General features: G+C 53.2%; 14 protein-coding genes. 12 read left to right on the top strand and 2 right to left on the bottom strand.

All coding sequences use genetic code 11. The features are described 5' to 3' along the window. Positions 1 to 29: 29 nt before the first annotated feature. The 8 genes from H4Q31_RS02930 to H4Q31_RS02895 all read left to right on the top strand — a co-directional run bounded on the left by H4Q31_RS02930 (position 30) and on the right by H4Q31_RS02895 (position 8,326). Positions 30 to 509, top strand: a complete 480-nt coding sequence (locus H4Q31_RS02930) for a hypothetical protein (RefSeq protein ID WP_027093301.1) — start codon at positions 30 to 32, stop codon at positions 507 to 509. A gap of 82 nt (positions 510 to 591) precedes the next feature. Next, positions 592 to 981 carry a hypothetical protein gene (locus tag H4Q31_RS02925; protein WP_185177563.1) on the top strand — a complete coding sequence of 130 codons (390 nt, stop codon included), beginning with the start codon at positions 592 to 594 and terminating at the stop codon, positions 979 to 981. 10 nt (positions 982 to 991) lie between these two features. Then, positions 992 to 1,540, top strand: coding sequence for a hypothetical protein (locus H4Q31_RS02920; protein ID WP_185177562.1), 549 nt, complete (start codon positions 992 to 994; stop codon positions 1,538 to 1,540). Beyond that, on the top strand, positions 1,527 to 2,510 hold the full coding sequence (locus H4Q31_RS02915) for a hypothetical protein (protein WP_185177561.1): 984 nt from the start codon (positions 1,527 to 1,529) through the stop codon (positions 2,508 to 2,510). Before H4Q31_RS02920 ends, H4Q31_RS02915 begins: the two co-directional genes overlap by 14 nt. Positions 2,511 to 2,625: 115 nt before the next feature. Next, positions 2,626 to 3,738: a copper amine oxidase N-terminal domain-containing protein gene (locus H4Q31_RS02910; protein WP_311771672.1), complete on the top strand. Its 1,113-nt coding sequence runs from the start codon at positions 2,626 to 2,628 to the stop codon at positions 3,736 to 3,738. Next, positions 3,739 to 7,563: a DUF5704 domain-containing protein gene (locus H4Q31_RS02905; protein WP_245347215.1), complete on the top strand. Its 3,825-nt coding sequence runs from the start codon at positions 3,739 to 3,741 to the stop codon at positions 7,561 to 7,563. A 34-nt stretch (positions 7,564 to 7,597) separates the two neighbouring features. Continuing rightward, entirely contained in the window at positions 7,598 to 8,038 is a 441-nt protein-coding gene (locus H4Q31_RS02900; RefSeq protein ID WP_185177559.1) for a hypothetical protein, read from the top strand. Positions 8,039 to 8,059: 21 nt separating this feature from the next. Continuing rightward, a complete protein-coding gene (locus H4Q31_RS02895; protein ID WP_185177558.1) occupies positions 8,060 to 8,326 on the top strand; it encodes a helix-turn-helix domain-containing protein in 267 nt (88 codons plus the stop codon). On the opposite strand, the gene H4Q31_RS21525 is transcribed toward H4Q31_RS02895, so the two are convergent. Next, positions 8,313 to 9,122, bottom strand: a complete 810-nt coding sequence (locus H4Q31_RS21525; protein WP_245347214.1) for a hypothetical protein — start codon at positions 9,120 to 9,122, stop codon at positions 8,313 to 8,315. The two genes, H4Q31_RS02895 and H4Q31_RS21525, sit on opposite strands and share 14 nt — an antisense overlap. Between H4Q31_RS21525 and H4Q31_RS21520 the strand changes: the two genes are divergently transcribed. The 3 genes from H4Q31_RS21520 to H4Q31_RS02885 all read left to right on the top strand — a co-directional run bounded on the left by H4Q31_RS21520 (position 9,112) and on the right by H4Q31_RS02885 (position 16,310). Continuing rightward, a complete protein-coding gene (locus H4Q31_RS21520) occupies positions 9,112 to 9,537 on the top strand; it encodes a TnpV protein (RefSeq protein WP_311771671.1) in 426 nt (141 codons plus the stop codon). The two genes, H4Q31_RS21525 and H4Q31_RS21520, sit on opposite strands and share 11 nt — an antisense overlap. A 68-nt stretch (positions 9,538 to 9,605) precedes the next feature. Next, positions 9,606 to 15,623: a helicase-like domain-containing protein gene (locus H4Q31_RS22025; RefSeq protein ID WP_311771670.1), complete on the top strand. Its 6,018-nt coding sequence runs from the start codon at positions 9,606 to 9,608 to the stop codon at positions 15,621 to 15,623. Between the two features lie 408 nt (positions 15,624 to 16,031). Next, on the top strand, positions 16,032 to 16,310 hold the full coding sequence (locus H4Q31_RS02885; RefSeq protein WP_041052590.1) for a hypothetical protein: 279 nt from the start codon (positions 16,032 to 16,034) through the stop codon (positions 16,308 to 16,310). Positions 16,311 to 16,450: 140 nt separating this feature from the next. Here the strand turns inward: H4Q31_RS02885 and H4Q31_RS02880 are convergent, their stop codons facing one another. Next, positions 16,451 to 16,690 (bottom strand): helix-turn-helix domain-containing protein, encoded by a 240-nt coding sequence (locus H4Q31_RS02880; protein ID WP_041052592.1) that lies wholly within the window; start codon positions 16,688 to 16,690, stop codon positions 16,451 to 16,453. Between the two features lie 373 nt (positions 16,691 to 17,063). Between H4Q31_RS02880 and H4Q31_RS02875 the strand changes: the two genes are divergently transcribed. After that, entirely contained in the window at positions 17,064 to 17,423 is a 360-nt protein-coding gene (locus H4Q31_RS02875; RefSeq protein WP_041052594.1) for a response regulator, read from the top strand. Positions 17,424 to 17,451: the final 28 nt, after the last annotated feature.

Raw genomic sequence — 17,451 nt, 5'->3', positions numbered from 1 at the left:
TCTATCTTACTTGAAGGAGAGATCGGTTCATGTCCAACGCACAAAAAGCACTCGTGATGGCGGCAGGCATTTTTCTTGCCATCGCGCTCATTACCCTCGCCGTCGTATTGTTTATTTCCGCGCAAGACTCCACCAAGGCGGCGCAAAGCAATTTCAGCAATATCCAGACGGAGCTGTCGCAAACGGCGTTTACGGTATATGACAACACGACGTTGTCGGGCAGTCAGGTGGTCAACGCGCTGCGCAAGTTCAGCGATCAGGACCAGTTCGGCATCCAGATTGTCACCGGGAAAAATCCGGCGGGTCAGTGGTATGGCAAGGTGATCAACACGGGTGTTCCGATCGACAGCGTGACTTACGGCTCAGTGGTTGGTGAAGCGCCGGGGCAACTGAGCCATGCGCTCGATGAGGCGAATATCAACTACGTCAATCCGAGCGGCAAATTTCGGGCGCAACTGGTGCACGACAGCAGCAACGTCATTCGCGGCATCGTGTTTCGTCAGCAGTAAGCGCCCTTACTGACATCACAACGCTGACGGGGCGTCCTTTCGGGTATAGACGGACGCCCCGGCGTTTTCAAGGAGGAAGCCGATGGAACATGCACCCAGAACGATGCTGGAAATGAGCGTGGCCTGTCTTCTCTTTCTGATGGCCGCAACGAGCGGACTCATGCTCTTTCAAACCGGGGCCGCGCTGAACGCCACCGCCTATGTGTCGGGAAAGACGCTGGATCGCAACATGCAGATGACGTTTTCGCCGATTGCCGGCGACGGCACCGTATCCGGCGCAGAGGTAGCGCAATCCATTGCCCGGCTGGAGACGGGAGACGCGGAAATTGTGGTGGACGGCGTTCGATACGCGCCGCCGCTCGATCGGGACCCGTTCGTCCCCGCCGGCATTCGCCTGAATGCCCGGTATACGGCAGTCGCCCAGCGGGATGCGTCCGGGCGGCTGCTGCGCCTCATTTTCGCTTTACGCTAAGGAGAATGCCATGAACAGTTTCTCGAAAGTTTTCGCGACGCTCCTTGCCGTTCTTTTGCTCTACCTCTACCCCATTTCCGCAGCCTTCGACCAGCAGGACGATATTTCGGAACTGGTCGTATTGAAAGCGACGACAACGTTTGTGGATGCAGTGCGGGACAAGGGCTTTGTGTCGCCGAGCATGTATACGGACTTTATGGAGGCGATTGCGGCAACGGGCAACACCTTCGATGTGCAAATGGAACACGGAAGCAAAAAGTACGTGCCGGTTTACGACGACCCGACAAGGCCGGACACGTTTCGGGGCAGCTACGAAGTGCACTACGACATGTTTTACAACGCGCAGATCCTGCCCGTTCTGTTCCCGAACAGCGCGGCCGCAAAAGACGATCCGGCAAGACGCTACAAACTGCGGGTCGGCGATACATTTGCGGTCACGGTTAAAAATACGAACCGGACTCCCGGCACGATCCTGTTCGATTTCCTGAACCAGGCCATCAGTCCGAACGAAGAAATCTTCATTCCTTACGGCGGGGTGGTGCGCAATGAGGCTGATTGAATGGGCCATTGTCGGGGCGCTCATTTTCCTGCCGTTTGCGACCGTGAACCGGATTGAAGTCGAAACGCAGCGGAAGGCGCTATTGACCGAGCTGCGCTATAACGCCGCGCTGGACGCGGCGGTGGATGACGCGGCGCGGATGTTGACCGTCAATACCGACCAGCGGTGGGAGACGCAATACGAATCGGCCAAGCGGGTGGCGCTGAACAAGGACGAGGCGATTGCCGCTTTTTATCGGACGCTGTACGCAAGCTTCGGCATTGCCGACGATCCCGTTGCGCAAGGCGTACTGGGTCGGTATATCCCGGCTATTGCGGTGATTGGTTACGACGGTTTCTACGTCTATGCCGAGGAGGAGTGGACGGGAGCCGACGGGAACACGGAACGAAATCCGGTTTGGGGAGCGAAAAAGCCGTATGCCTACGCCGATCAAACGGGCAACAGCCTTTCGTTCACGCTGGACGATTTCGTCCTCGCTTACGATGCGGGCAGCCGGAGCTGGCACGAAGGCTTGCGGGCCGACGTCGGGCAGCAGACGAACATTGCGCTATTAAAGGATGCGGAGCGATTTGAGCAGGTGCGTCGAAGCACCATCGTCCGCGCAATTGAAGACGAACTCGCCTACCGGATCAATAAACACAACGAATCGGTTTCCCGATACGGCTTTTCTTACACCTTCACGATGCCGACCATTTCGCAGGAGGAATGGCACAATACCGTGAATGACGTCGGGGTGCTTGCCTTTATCCAAGGCATTCCGATGGGAGGCAAGTTTTACAACAATTATGCGCTCGGCGGAAGCCGCGTGCTCAAGAAGCCGGAGGTTGTCGGGGCCAGGAAAGGAAGCATGAAGGTGTATTATCGCAGCACATGCGGCTTTGCTTATCCGGCGGAAGAGACGTTTTCCAGCGAACAAGCGGCCGCGCAAAAAGGCTATATGCCGCTGGACTGTCCTATCTCGCCATCCTAACGAGACGGCGGCGATTTCGGAAAGTGGACACGCCGTCAGATCGGTTCTATGATGAACGTGACAGCCGAAATCTTCCAAACTTGTCATGATCCATATTGAGAGAGGAGCGAATGGCGTGAGAAAATGGGTAGTTGCAGGACTTGTCGCCGCGATGCTTTGCAGCCTGTTCACCGTAACGGCAAGCGCGGCGAGCCGACTTCCGTCCTTTGTCGGCGTCGTTATGGACGGACAAAAAATCTGGTTTCCCGATGCGCAAGCATTTGTCGATGAAAACAACCGGACGCTCGTGCCGGTTCGATTCATCGCGGAAAAGATGGGCGCGAACGTAGGCTGGGAGCCCAAAACCATGACCGTACCGATTGAACGGGACGACCTGCATATTGTGCTTACGATCGGCGATAGCAAGGCGCTCGTCAACGGCAAAGAAGTGGCCTTCGATTCGAAGGCGATCACCAGCGGCGGCAGGACGTATGTCCCGCTGCGTTTTGTCAGCGAAGCGCTGGGTGCGGAAGTCAATTGGGATAGCCCAACATCGACCGTCTTCATTTCCACACATGAAGATGCCAATGCAAAGTACGATGAATGGGGCCGCCTGATTCGCACAACCAATTTGCCGAAGAATGTGAAGGATTATCCGTACATTCTCGCCGATGTGCCGAATGAAGCCTATGAGATGGCCTATCCCTACTCGCATCCTACGGACAGCAAGGTTTCTTCGGTGCTCTATTCGACCATACCGGAATTCAATAAGAAAAACGTGGATATATGGATGAACCGTCTGAAAACGTTCGGCGCGTTGTGGCTGAACGTGGATTACAAAACGATTGACGATTCTTGGGCGCAGGCGGTATTCGCCACGAAAATGCAAAGCTCCAATGCCGAATTGAAATATATCCGGCGGTATGTGGAATGGGTCAAAGAAAACAAGATTCAGATCGAAGGGTACCTTGATCCCGAGCCTTCCATGATCTATAAAGACGGGTTTGGAAATAATTATGTACGTTCCAAGTTCAGAATCAAATTCAACTCATTCACGGAAAGTAAAAGTTTGCTTTACGATGAGCGGTTCCCCAATGATCGCAAATTCGATAAGCAGGTTTGGTACGAAGGTTACGCGGATATTTCTCTTTCCACGAATGTTGGCGGCGATTGGGGCAGTACATTGAAAGTCGATCCGGGAGCCAGCTTATTCCGCAATTATTTCATCAGAAAGGCGGACTCGGAATAGATGAAGAAAAACAAATTCATAAAATCGGCGTTGAGCGTGCTTCTGGCATGCTCTTTTTTATTTTCGGGTTTTCCTTTCGCAGCGAAAGCCGAAATCCCAAAAGTAAGAACCGAGGCAGGAAAAATCAGCTTTGAAATCACAAGTACGGCTGCAACATCGTCCATTAAATACAGAACCGTGGGTTGGACGGTGCGCCGTGACCAATTATGTACGAATACGGCGCCAAAACAGTGCGGCAATCCGAGAAGCGGCCAACACGCTTCTTTTTTGGACCAGCAAGTACGGCAAGTCGGCCAAGAACCGAATCCGCCCATCCCCGGCCAGCCTGTCACGACCTATTACGAAGTCAGCGAGGCGCTTGTCACGGAAGGCATGTGGAAGGCGGGAATGGGCGACATCAAAGACAACGACGACTTATATCTTTATGCCATCATGGTGTCTATCGACGGAAACGGCAACGTACGCAAAGGGCCATTTTATACGCTGGAAGAGATCAAGAGAGCCGAACCTTGGGCGCACCCGGACGATTTGGACGATTATTTCGGCATTCATGTACCCTATCGAAGCGCGGAATTTCCCGTCGATGTCATTGCAAAAACCGTAGACGGCAAAGTCATTGAGCAACCGCAAGTTACGTTTCAAAAGGGCAAGTACAAAATGGGAGAAACGATCAATCATGAATTTCCCGAAACGATCGAGGATAACGGGAAAACGTATAAGATCGTTCGCTCCTATTTGTCGCCCAAGCAGGACCCGACGCGGAAAGACTGGCTGCAAGAAGACCCGGACACCAATCCGAAGGTGCGAACGCGAAGCTTTACGGTGCATCTGGGCGGAACGGACGCGGTTGCCGAATATGCGGAGAACAATCCGGTGAAGGCCATCTATCAAAAAGAAGACGGCACCAAACTTAAAGAAGTGGACAAAGGCGTTTTCGCAACTGGCGAGGAAGCGAACCATACGTTTGAGGGTCAAATCACATCTGGCGGTCAGACCTATGAAATCATCCGCTCTTACATTACGAACAATAACAAACCCGACGAGAAGCTGTTCATTCAGGAAAAAGGCGACCCCAAGCTCAAAGAGCGCTCCATTCTGGTGGGATCGGGCGGCTCCAACTTTATCGGCATTTACAAAATTCCCTCCTCGGTAACGGTTACGTCCCTGATTGAAGCGCCGGAAACGGTCGACCAAAACGTGACCGAAGTGGACGGGAATTTTGTTTTTGAAGTCAAGTCGTTAAAAAATTTGAAGTCATACGAAATCACGGATATTCGAAATGCCAAGCTCGTTCAAACGAGCGACAAAACCGGAACCCTCTCCGGCACTTCAACGAGTAAAACGATTCCGATCAAAATCCCGTTCACGTCCGGCGACGAAGTGAGCGTGCAAATCACCGTCGTCGTGAAGGATGTGGACGGCAATACGGGGGATTCGACATCCGATCATACAGTACGGAAAGGAGACGGTGGCGGGGATACGCAGCCTGGCGCTTCCCAGCAGGCCGAAGTGATGGAGCCAAGCGTTTCAGCCGTCATTCAGGCGGATTCGCGCGGCGCAGAAAAATTTGATGTACTGCAAGGCATTCCGACTTCGGAAAGTCTGTATGTGAACGCCTTGGCCAAATCGTACTTGTACCGTAACACGTTTACGGAAACGACCGGTACGAAGCAATACCCGATTTCCGTGAGCCGGACATATACGTTGCGATGGACGGAATACGTACCCGGCCCGCCCGATGTGAACGGGAATCCGACAACCATTACGGTCCCGCGCACAGACACACAGACGGTCACCAAAAACTATTCAATTGAACGAAGGTACAGCTTCTGGACGATTCAAAATCTCGAAGTGTACGGTATTCAGAAGGCGACGGTCTCCAATTATGCGCTTCCTTCGGGAACGGTCACGCTTATACCGAACGGATACACACCCCCAACCGTTTCCGCCGCGCATGATCCGTCACTTAGTGCGCATATCACCGATCCAGTCTATACGAATGTGACGCTTCCCGGTCAAACCATTTCCGGCGGTTCCAGCCGCCCCTCCGTTCCGAACGAGGACTGGAAGAATGAGGCCGAGAAAGCGATTGGAAAGATCAAAGTAAAAAATGATTCGCTCGTTTTTAACGGAAAAACAATCATGGATAACCAAGTCGTTGAAGAAAAAGCGCCGACGCCCGGCGCGATACCGGCACCGACGATGATCGGGCAAGATGTGTTGTACGGAAAGGGTTATCTCATCGACGCTTCCAAAATAAACAAAGCGAATCAGCCAAGTACCGGGAACATAACGTATTCCTTGATTAAAGGCATTGGCGGCGGCGGAGACAAAACTTATTCCATTAACGGTATCAACCCGGTGACCGTGCATACACCGGTGGTGAACTACGCTTCGGTATCGGACGATCAGGCGCACAATCAGAAGACGCAACCGACTTCCGGGCGATCGGCGCTCATTTTAGACAGGCCCCTTACTGTGACGATTCCTACAAGCGGTCAACACAAGGATATCAAGGGCTACGGCAATCGGGATTATGCCAAGTACGTGAGAGACAAACAGGTTTGGTTTCCTTTCGATGTGTATAAGGCGGATCGCAAGACGTTCGTCCCGAAAGAAACATGGGTGTCCATCCCGGTCGGACAAACGCAGACGACCTTCTACTTGCCCGTTTGGGTGGACGAGGGCAATTACGACGTGTTATTCCGAACGTTTGCCGAAAATGGTCCGGCTTCCTTTACATCTCAAATGAATGCCAATCTGGACTTGACCAACCATGTAGCTGCGCAGGTGGTTCCGGTGGAAGTCATTGGCCGTCTGTATGATTTCCGGATCACCGACATTGCCGACTTTGCCTGGGAAACGGTGTTCCGCACCCAAAAGGGCAGCGCGACGCCGACAGGAAACGCCTTTTGGGTCGGCACGAAAGGCATTGACGGCGCACCGCGCGGCAACACCCCTCCTTACGTGCTGCCGGTACGGCAAGGCAGTCACCCGGAGAGCGGCAAGAAAAATGTTGCGGTCAAAACAGGCTACCACTTCAAATTCGAAGTCATGACCAAAGGCAACATGTTCGGTTCGGGTGACGGCATCCTCATTACACCGACGTTTTATTTTGTGGACAGCAAGGGGAAGAACAGGCAAGAAGTCGATCTTTACTATCATTCAGGCGGTCAGCGGTTTATTCGTATCGGCTCCAGCGACGATGTGGAGAAACGGTATGTGACGCTTGACGCCCGCTTGCGCAATGTGCCACGGCAGGAGTTGACCGACACCGCTGCCACTCTTTGGTCGTTAATCGGTTCTTCTGGAGAGAGACAGAAGTTTATCACTCAATATATGAAAGATGCGCAGAAGCCGACGTATGTCGGCGGCTACGATATCATGCTGTTGCCTCCGAAGCTTCGGACGTTTGTCGGAAGCATGCAGGTGCCCTCCGGCATTGATGCGGCCCGTGCCAACGCTTCGGTTCAGCGATGGCGGGGGGACTACAGTTTGCCCGCCGCGCCGTACGTGGTGCCGAAAGGCTTTAACTTAGCCGAGTACGGCCGCACGCACCGGCTGGACGACCATGCGCCCGTATTTCTGAAGGATGGGTACATCATCGTCAATTTCAACATCGAAACGATCCGCAATCAAGACTTGAACCATCCGCATCTGCAATACAAAAACGCGCCGCTGGACAATCAGTGGCGGATGGAAGGGTTTCAGCGCAGCTTCGTCGATCCATACGGGGCAACGTTCTCCCTGCTGGACGGCGACGTCGTCTTTTATCATGCCGATTTGTCCAGCTACGACGATTATGGCACAGGGGGAACCCATTAGAGGACATTTCTAAACCAGCCGGGAGGAAAAGAACATGCTGGAAAGACTGCAAACGGCCGTGTCGGAGGACGCGGCCTATTTTTATTCCGCTTCCATAGAGAAGGATACGAAACGGGGTTGCATCGGGCACCTGCGCGGTTATTTTGGCAGCAGCGGCGAGACGTTCTGGTCAACCTGGTTCGAGCATTTGCCAGCGCTAAAAATTCCGGCTTTCAGGGCGGAACTGGATGCGGTTGTGCAGGCATTGACGGAGCAGGGATGGCTTCAAAGCCGCAGCCGAATGCATCAACTTTGCATGTTGCATCCGGAGGCCCGATTATCGGGGGCGTGGCATTCCGGCGTATACGGCTTTTGTTTTCAAACCGCACACCATCGGTACTACCTTCGTTGTTTCCCATATGCGGGAGACTACAATTTCTATCTGTACTGCTACGTCCGGCCGGAGCGTTTGTCGGAACGGTCGCCGGAGCGTTAGCGTCTGCTGAGGAGGAAGCTTATGAATGATCTCACACGGTATAAACTGCTGGCCGGAGCGTTGGTCCCTCCTGCCGCAAAGCTATTGTATAGCTACCTGATGGACCGAGCGGGCGGACGGCATGGTTCCGTCGTGTTGTCCGGCAAAAAGCTGGCTTTGGAGGTGGGTCTTTCCCCTTCGACCGTCCGTCGCAATCTGCATCGCTTGCAGCGTATCGGACTCATTCGGATTACGGCCCGGTACTCCGAAGAAGGCATTCGCCTGACCAATCAAATCACGTTTCGGTAAGGGAGGTGCTCTCTTGACAGCCAAGTTGCAGCACATCGTCGAACTGGCTGCCAGCACGGCTCGCACGGTGACGAATCAGCCTGAGCGGTGGGCGGATTTTTTGCGGACGGCGGCCTGGAACTATAAATATCCGTTTCAGGATCAACTGTTGATCTACGCACAACGTCCGGACGCAACGGCCTGCGCGCCGATTGAAGTATGGAACAAACGGCTGGATCGCTGGGTAAAACGTGGCGCAAAAGGGATTGCCCTGATCGAAGATCGGGGCAACCACTTGGGCCTGCGCCATGTTTTTGACGTATCGGATACCCAGAGCAGACGCCAGCTGCAGGTGTCGCTTTGGCGCTTGCAGGACAGCGATACGGCTCATGTAATCGAAACGCTGGAAAATGCGTTCGGCGCGCCGGATGAGATCGAACCACGTGCGGATCTGCCAGCTGTGTTGCTCGCTGCTGCGCGGAATGCGGTGGATGACAACAGCGCCGATTATGTGGCGGAGTTGATGAAAGAGCGGGAGCACAGTTTGCTGGAGGACCTGGATAATTCGCATGTGGAGTTGCTGTTCAAGCAAGCTGCCGAAACGGCCGTCGCTTACATGGCGATGATCCGTTGCGGACTCGATCCCGCACATTATATCAGCATTGAGGATTTGTCCGGCATCGGGTATTTCAACACGCTTCCTGCGCTGTCCCACTTGGGCGCAGCGATTAGCGATGTGTCCGAGATGATGCTGCGGGAAATTGAATCGACCGTCCGAGCGCTGCGCCGGGAGGCGCAACGTGCTAATGATGGTCAAACGTTCCATACCCTTGCAAGACCCGATTCCTTGCCGCACAATGAAGCTACCCTGCAAGAAAGGAAGGATGAACATGGAACTGACGTACACGCCGCAAGGGGATTATCTGCTGCCCAACCTGACGCTGAGCGAAGCGGAGACGACCATCGGGAAGTACGGGATGATGCGCAAGACGTTCCTGAAAACCGAGCGGAAGGGCATGTACGCCCATATGATGTTGTCGGAGCAGTTGAACCGGCATCTGGCGGACATCGACCGGACGGCGCGGGAGCAGATCGACCGGACGATAAAGGAACTGCTCGCGTCTCACCCGGCACCGGACAAGGCGAGCGATCCGCTAGCCTGGACGGGACACATGAACAACCTGAAGCAGCAGGCGGAGGAACTGATTCTCGCGGAACTGATTTATCATTAAAATGGTACGACCGGGAAACGGAGGACCGAAGTCTTCCGTTTTTTCATGACCATGCCGTCATCAATGACATGCTCCGATCCGCGCCGCTGCGGGAGAACAAGTCGGACATCGCAGCATTTTTCCTTTCTCATGAGGATGAGCGCGAGCGTGTGTTATATGTGCACGGTTTGTTTCCGGCAGGCATCACCGAACTGACGCTTGATGAAGGCGTACGAGCAGGATTTGAACCGTATCGCAACGTTTTGCATCTGTGGACGGGGACGGCGGACGAACGTACGGCGCAAAGCTTTTACGATTGGGGCGTCATCGCCGGGCATATCGCCAGCATGATACTCTTGAACGAATTTGACTTGACGCGAAAGTTGGAACCGTCCATCGAGCAACAGACGCTGTGGATGGAACAAGCGGAGGACGCAAAAGCCTCCGCTTTTTTCATGCCGCAAGCGGTCATTGACGCCATTTTGCAAAACGGCAGCGGTTTTGAGAACGGCAAGTATCGCATTGCGCTGCATTTCCAGCAGTCGCTGTCCGCACAGGAGAACGCCGATTTCCTGAAACGGGAATACGGAACCGGCGGGCGTCTTCCCGCGCTGATCGGCACGGATATTCACATGAATTATGACAGCAAAGGCATCACGCTGACCAGCGGCTCCATCATGAACCCGGATACTCAAGTCGTGCTGCCGTGGATGAACGTGCAGAAACGTATCGGCGAACTGCTGGCAGCGGGACGTTACTTGAACCGGCAGGAAGCCGAGCGGTTTCCTGCCTTTGCGGAGCAGCAGGAGGAAAAGCGGCGGGAGCAAATGGCGGAAATGGCCAGGCGCGAATTGCCGCAGCCGGATGTATCGCCCTCGGAGGGGTTTCCTCTACTGGACGCGCAAGCGGAACCGGAACACGCGCCGGTGAACCGGGAACGGGCGCGCTACGGTTATGACGCGGGCAGCACGGTCTGGATTGGTGCGGACGAATATGAAATTGTGCAGCTGGAGCAACGAACAGTGGTACTGCAAGACCGTCAGTTCCCGCTCTTCATCAAAGAGTTGAATCGCCGGGATTTTGAGCGAATGCTGCGCGAAAACCCGCTGAACGATCATCTGATTACCGGAGAGCAGGAGCCGGAACGGTCTGATGAAGCGGCATGGGAAACAGCGGAAGATGCGGTTTCACCGGAAGAGCCGGTGACGGAGGGGCGAGAGCCCATATCGCAGCCAGACACTTCCCTTTCCCCTGATCCTGTGGCCGGCGGCACCGCGCCAGCCCGTCCGTCTGTCCCGGCTGTCAACTACCGGATTACGGACGATGAACTGGGGCATGGCGGCGCAAAAACGAAGTTCAAATGGAACATGGAAGCGATTCGGCTGCTGAACAAGCTGGAGCAGGAGCAGCGGCAAGCGACAGCGGACGAGCAGGCGGTGCTGGCCCGCTATGTCGGATGGGGCGGCATTCCGCAGGCATTTGACGAAGCGAACACGCAGTGGGCAGCCGAATATGCGGAACTGAAAAATGTGCTGGAGCCGGATGAATATGCGTCCGCTCGCGCGTCAACGTTGAACGCCCATTATACGTCAGTGACCGTCATCAAGGCGATGTACGACTGTCTGGAATCGATGGGCTTTCGCTGCGGCAATATTTTGGAGCCGTCCTGCGGCATCGGCAATTTCTTCGGTCTGGTGCCGGAGTCGTTCCAAGGCTCGCGGCTGTTTGGCGTGGAACTGGACAGCATTACCGGCCGTATTGCCAGGCAGCTATACCCGCAGGCGTCGATAGCGGTCAGCGGCTACGAACAGACGAATTTGCCGGACAGCTTCTTTGATCTCGCCATCGGGAACGTGCCGTTCGGCGGTTATGGCGTGGCGGATAAACGTTACGACAAACACAAGTTTTTCATCCACGATTATTTTTTCGCCAAGACACTGGACAAAGTGCGTCCGGGCGGCATTATCGCCTTTATTACGTCCAAAGGAACGATGGACAAGCAAAACCCTGCGGTACGCAAATATATTGCGGAACGCGCCGAATTGCTCGGAGCGGTGCGTTTGCCGAGCAATGCGTTTCTGGCCAATGCCGGAACCGAAGTAACCGCCGACATTATCTTTTTGCAGAAACGGGATCGCATGGTCGCCGTCAGCGAGCAAACCGAAGCATGGCTATCCCTGTCCGAGACGGCAGACGGTGTGCCGGTGAACAGCTATTTCGCCGCTCATCCCGATATGGTGCTGGGCACAATGGTTTTTGACGACCGGATGTATGGCAACCGCCAGGAAACGTCCTGCAAGCCATTCCCGGACGCCAATCTGGATGAGCTGCTGCGCGAAGCGTTGTCGGGCATCCATGCCGAATGGGTGGAGATGGAACGGGAAGACCAGCCGGAGGAAGAAGAACCTTCTCTTCCTGCCGATCCGTCTGTCCGCAATTTCAGCTTTGCGCTGGTGGATGGACAAATCTACTACCGGGAGAACAGCCGGATGCGGCGTGTGGATACTTCCGCTACGGCGGCAGGCCGCATCAAGGGAATGATTCAGCTGCGGGACACCGTGCGCGAGCTGATCGAGTACCAAACCGAAGACTACAGCGATGAGATGATAGAGCAGCAACAGCGCAAGCTGAATGCGCAGTATGACCGGTTTACGGCGCAATACGGCCTGATCAACAGCCGCGCCAACAGTCTTGCTTTTTCGGATGACAGTTCTTACTTTCTTCTTTGCTCGCTGGAAATCATCGACGAGGAAGGGCGGCTGCTGCGCAAGGCGGATATGTTCACCAAACGCACCATCCGGCAGCGCATCCGCGTAGAACAGGTGGATACCGCTTCGGAGGCGCTTGCGGTTTCCATCGGCGCAAAAGCCCGTGTCGATCTGCCGTATATGGCGGAGCTAACCGGCATGACGGAAGAACAGCTGATAAAAGAGCTGCGCGGCGTCATCTTTCCTAATCCTGAACATCTGGACGAGGAAGGAAAGCCGATCTACGAAACCGCGGATGCGTACCTGTCCGGCCATGTGCGTGAGAAGCTGCGCGTGGCCAAACAGTTTGCCGCATACGATGCCGAACGTTACGGCGAAAACGTCAAAGCGCTTGAAGCGGTGCAGCCGAAAGACCTGGACGCCTCCGAAATTGATGTCCGCTTGGGCGCAACCTGGCTGCCGCCGGAAGACATTCGGCAATTTCTGTTTGAGCTTGTGGACACGCCGCCGATGTACCAGACCTACATCAACGTGATGTATTCCGAATATACGGCTGCCTGGAATGTTAAAGGCAAAAGCGATGACCGCAGCAACAATATCAAGGCGAACGTCACGTACGGCACAAACCGCGTCAATGCGTACAAGATTCTCGAAGATACGCTGAATTTGCGAGACGTGCGCGTATTTGACACCGTGTATGAGGATGGCGTGGAAAAGCGTGTGCTGAACAAACAGGAAACTGCCATCGCCCAGCAAAAGCAGGAGATGATGAAAGAAGCGTTCCGCGACTGGATATGGAAAGACCCGCAGCGGCGCGAACGGCTGACACGGCTGTACAATGATCGGTTCAATGCCATCCGTCCACGCGAATACGACGGCAGTCATATCCGATTCACCGGGATGAACCCGGAAATCCGGCTCCGCCGGCATCAGGTCAATGCGGTTGCCCGGGCGCTGTACGGCGGCAACTCCCTTTTCGCTCATTGTGTCGGCGCAGGAAAAACGTTCGCGATGACCGCCGCGGCGATGGAGAGCAAGCATCTAGGGCTGTGCAACAAGAGCATGCTGGTCGTTCCGAACCATCTGACCGAACAGTGGGCGGCGGAGTTTTTGCAACTGTATCCGTCGGCGAATATTCTGGTGGCGACCAAGAAGGACTTTGAAACGAAAAACCGCAAAACGTTTTGTGCGCGGATCGCTACCGGCGATTATGATGCGATCATCATCGGCCATTCGCAGTTTGAGAAAATTCCGATTTCGACGGAGCGGCAACGGCAGCAACTGTACGAACAGATTTCGGAAATTACAAGCGGCATCCGGGAACTCAAGGAAGCCAGAGGCGAACGCTATGCGATCAAGCAGCTTGAAAAAACGAAAAAGACGCTTCAAACGAAGCTGGAAAAGCTGAACGATACGAGCCGGAAGGATGATGTCGTCACCTTCGAGGAACTGGGTGTAGACCGGCTATTCGTGGACGAAGCCGACTCGTACAAAAATCTGTTTCTTTATACGAAAATGCGCAATGTAGCCGGACTCTCGCAAACCGAAGCGCAGAAGTCGTCGGACATGTTTGCCAAATGCCGCTATCTGGACGAACTGACCGGAGGCCGGGGCATCATCTTTGCGACGGGCACGCCGATCTCCAATTCCATCACCGAGATGTACACGATGCAGCGCTACTTGCAATATGAGCGGCTCAAACGGCAGGGCTTGCAACATTTTGACGCTTGGGCTTCGACATTCGGCGAAACTGTTACGGCGATCGAGCTTGCGCCGGAAGGAACGGGCTATCGGGCGAAAACCCGGTTTGCCCGTTTTTACAATTTGCCGGAACTGATGAATATGTTCAAGGAAGTGGCCGATATCCAAACGGCGGACATGCTCCAGCTTCCCGTGCCGAAAGCCCATTTCCACAATGTTGCCGTGCCGCCAAGCGACTTTCAACGCGACATGGTTGCGGATCTCGCCCGCCGCGCCGAACGGGTGCGGGCGAAGGAAGTGGAGCCTCACGAGGACAATATGCTGACGATCACCAATGACGGACGCAAACTGGCGCTCGATCAGCGGCTGGCGAATCCGATGCTTCCCGACGACGAAGGCAGCAAAGTGAGCGTTTGTGCGGACAACGTTTACCGGTATTGGGCGGAACATCAGGAGCAGCGGTTGACCCAGTTGGTGTTCTGCGATCTATCCATCCCCAAACAGGATGGCTCCTTCAACGTCTACGACGAGCTGCGGCGCAAACTGATGGAAAAAGGCGTTCCTGCCGAGGAAATCGCCTATATTCACGACGCCAATACCGAGGTCAAGAAAAAGGAACTGTTCGCCAAAGTACGCAGCGGACAGGTTCGGATACTGCTCGGATCGACGTTCAAGATGGGGGCGGGCACGAACGTGCAAACGAAGCTGATTGCTCTTCACGACCTCGACTGCCCTTGGCGTCCGCGGGACCTGGAGCAGCGCAGCGGGCGCATTATCCGGCAAGGCAACCAGAACAGCGAAGTGCATATTTTTCGCTATGTGACGGAGAACACGTTCGACGCGTACCTTTATCAGACACTGGAGAACAAGCAGCGCTTCATTTCGCAGATCATGACCAGCAAGTCTCCGGTTCGTTCCGCCGAGGATATCGATGAGACGGCGCTCTCCTATGCCGAGGTGAAGGCGCTGGCGACCGGCAACCCGTACATCAAGGAGAAAATGGACCTGGACATTCAGGTATCCAAATTGAAGCTGCTCAAAGCCAACCACTTGAGCCAGCGCTATGCGTTGGAGGACCGGCTGCTCAAGCTGCTGCCGCAGCAGATCAAGTCCACCGAAGAACGGATTGCCGGATATGAACAGGACGTTGCTTTGTATACACGTTCTCTGTCATCCGAGGCGGATGGGGCAGATAAATTCCCCGGCATGACGGTCAAGGATTACACCTATTCGGAGAGGGCGGCGGCGGGCGCGGCTTTGCTCGACGCATGCAAAGGCATGACATCGCCCGATCCGCAGGAATTCGGCAGCTACCGGGGATTTTCCTTGTGGCTGTCCTTTGACAGCTTCCATAAGGAGTACAAGGTCACGCTTCGCGGCGCGCTCGGTCATACGGTGACGCTCGGAGCGGATGCAGGCGGCAACATAAGCCGCATCAACAATGCCTTGTCGGACTTACCTGCGAAGCTGGAGCATGCCCGCGAGCAGCTTGCCACCTTGCGGCAGCAAATGGAAACGGCGAAGGAGCAAATCGCGGCTCCTTTCGAGAAGGAGCAGGAACTGCAAACGAAAGCGGCGCGTCTTGCGGAATTGAATGCGCTGCTCAACATGGACAAACAGGAAAACGAAGCTGTGGACAGCATGCCGGACGAAGAACTGGAAGCGCCGGAACGGCGGGTAGTAGGCCGCGAGCGATAACGGGTTGACACCATCGTTCCTCTTCTTGCTTCCTGTTATAGTGGAAGCAGGAAGGGGACGTACTTGGAATCGACGTATTTATCACGAATGGAGGTCGTATTCGACCAGATTGAAAGCGCTAGCGAGGAGATATACGTGCGATTTTTCCAGCAGTAAAATTATCTCCGAAATATTCCGATGATGGCGAGTTGGGGGTTGCACCATCAACCGATGATCTCAACAATACTACTCTCTCTAAAGCTCCATTGGTGAGGATGCCGTATGAAATTTGGTTCAAGGAACTGTTGGAGATGGAGAGTTAAGAATCAGGAAAGTAAACTGTAAACATAGAAGAGTTCCAATAATTACTTGAGATACCCCTCCTGTCGCTGTAACATCGGTACATTCTGAATGAAAGGAGGGTTAAATATGCATCATATAGGTCCAGAATGGTTAAGACCAGCTTTTGATCAACGCTTTATTGAAGTTGCTAAGGAAGCTGGAAGTCAAATGGAGGTTGAACAATTCCGATTTAGGCAGAACGAAATACAAAAGCTGCTTAAGGATGAATTATCACAAGCCCATTTGGATCTTCTTCTCGAGTGGGAAGACATTTTTAACCATCGGTGTACACTTGAAAAAGAGTGGGTATATTTTGCTGGTCTAAAGGATGGAATGCAATTATTGCGGAGATTCAGTAACATCTAAGTCGATCTACCGGTATAAGTAAGAAAATCGCATTGTCGGGGTATCAATTCCCTACAATGCGATTTTTTTACTAAGGAACACAGGGGGCAGAGTCAAATCTTCGATCTTCTTGTTGTACTCAAATGCGTTTATTATTGCTGTTATGATTCATTCTTATTTTCGCATTCAAGCTCGACAAGTTGAATTATCACGGAAGCTTTGATGTTTAGAGCTTTTGACAAGGCAAATAAAGTGGAAATGGTCGGCTGATGAATACCTCTTTCCAACATTGAGATGTAAGTTCGATCAAGATTACTTCTAAAGGCAAGTTCCTCTTGGCTCAACTTATTATTAATCCTCAACGTTTTTAGAATTTTAGCAAACGATAGTTCAATTGCCATAGTTGCCCCCCTTTAAAGCTTTATCTTTAGTTAGTATGGGGGGGATTACTACGGAGTATACTCTACAAAATGGGTTTATTTAGATGAATATCTGTAGTAATATTGAACCATACAAATATTACGTCGATTCTTGTCGTTTTTGTGTTAGGTGATGTTAAAACTATACTTGGATTTTGACAAATTTTTGAGCTGTTTTCGTTTTGTAAATATAAAAGCTAACTTTAAAGTTCTCATAAACGAAACGGAAACGCTATTGAAAAGAAGGGGGTGAAATTTTGGGACTAGGGAAGACAATTCTACGGTAGCCAAGTTACCGAAGGTGAGTTGAGCCTCTAAAACATTACTTTCTTGATTTTCTATTGGAGGGATGCCTATGGCGAGAATTATGATCGCAGACGATAATCCTTCTGTTCGATTATTGATTTCAGCCCTAGTTACGGATGCAGGTCATGAAGTCGTTTTACAAGCGAAGAACGGTCAAGAGGCATTAAACGCTTATTTCAATGCAAAACCCGATTTGTTGATAGTCGATTATCGAATGCCAGTCATGGATGGCATTTCACTTATAGAAGAAATCACAAAAGTTGATCCTGAAGTCAAAGTCTTGCTGTGCACTGCTTCCACTGATGCGTTAGGAAATGATTCTAGATTGATTAAAGGCATTGCGGTTATTTCAAAACCATTCGACAACAATGAATTTTTAGGATTAGTTACAGTTGCTCTAGAAAATTAGTTCTCACTGCTGTCGATGAGGTGATTCG

Source organism: Cohnella lubricantis (genome assembly GCF_014212015.1).
GTDB lineage: Bacteria > Bacillota > Bacilli > Paenibacillales > Paenibacillaceae > Cohnella > Cohnella lubricantis.
This window is presented reverse-complemented; position numbering and strand designations above follow the sequence as displayed.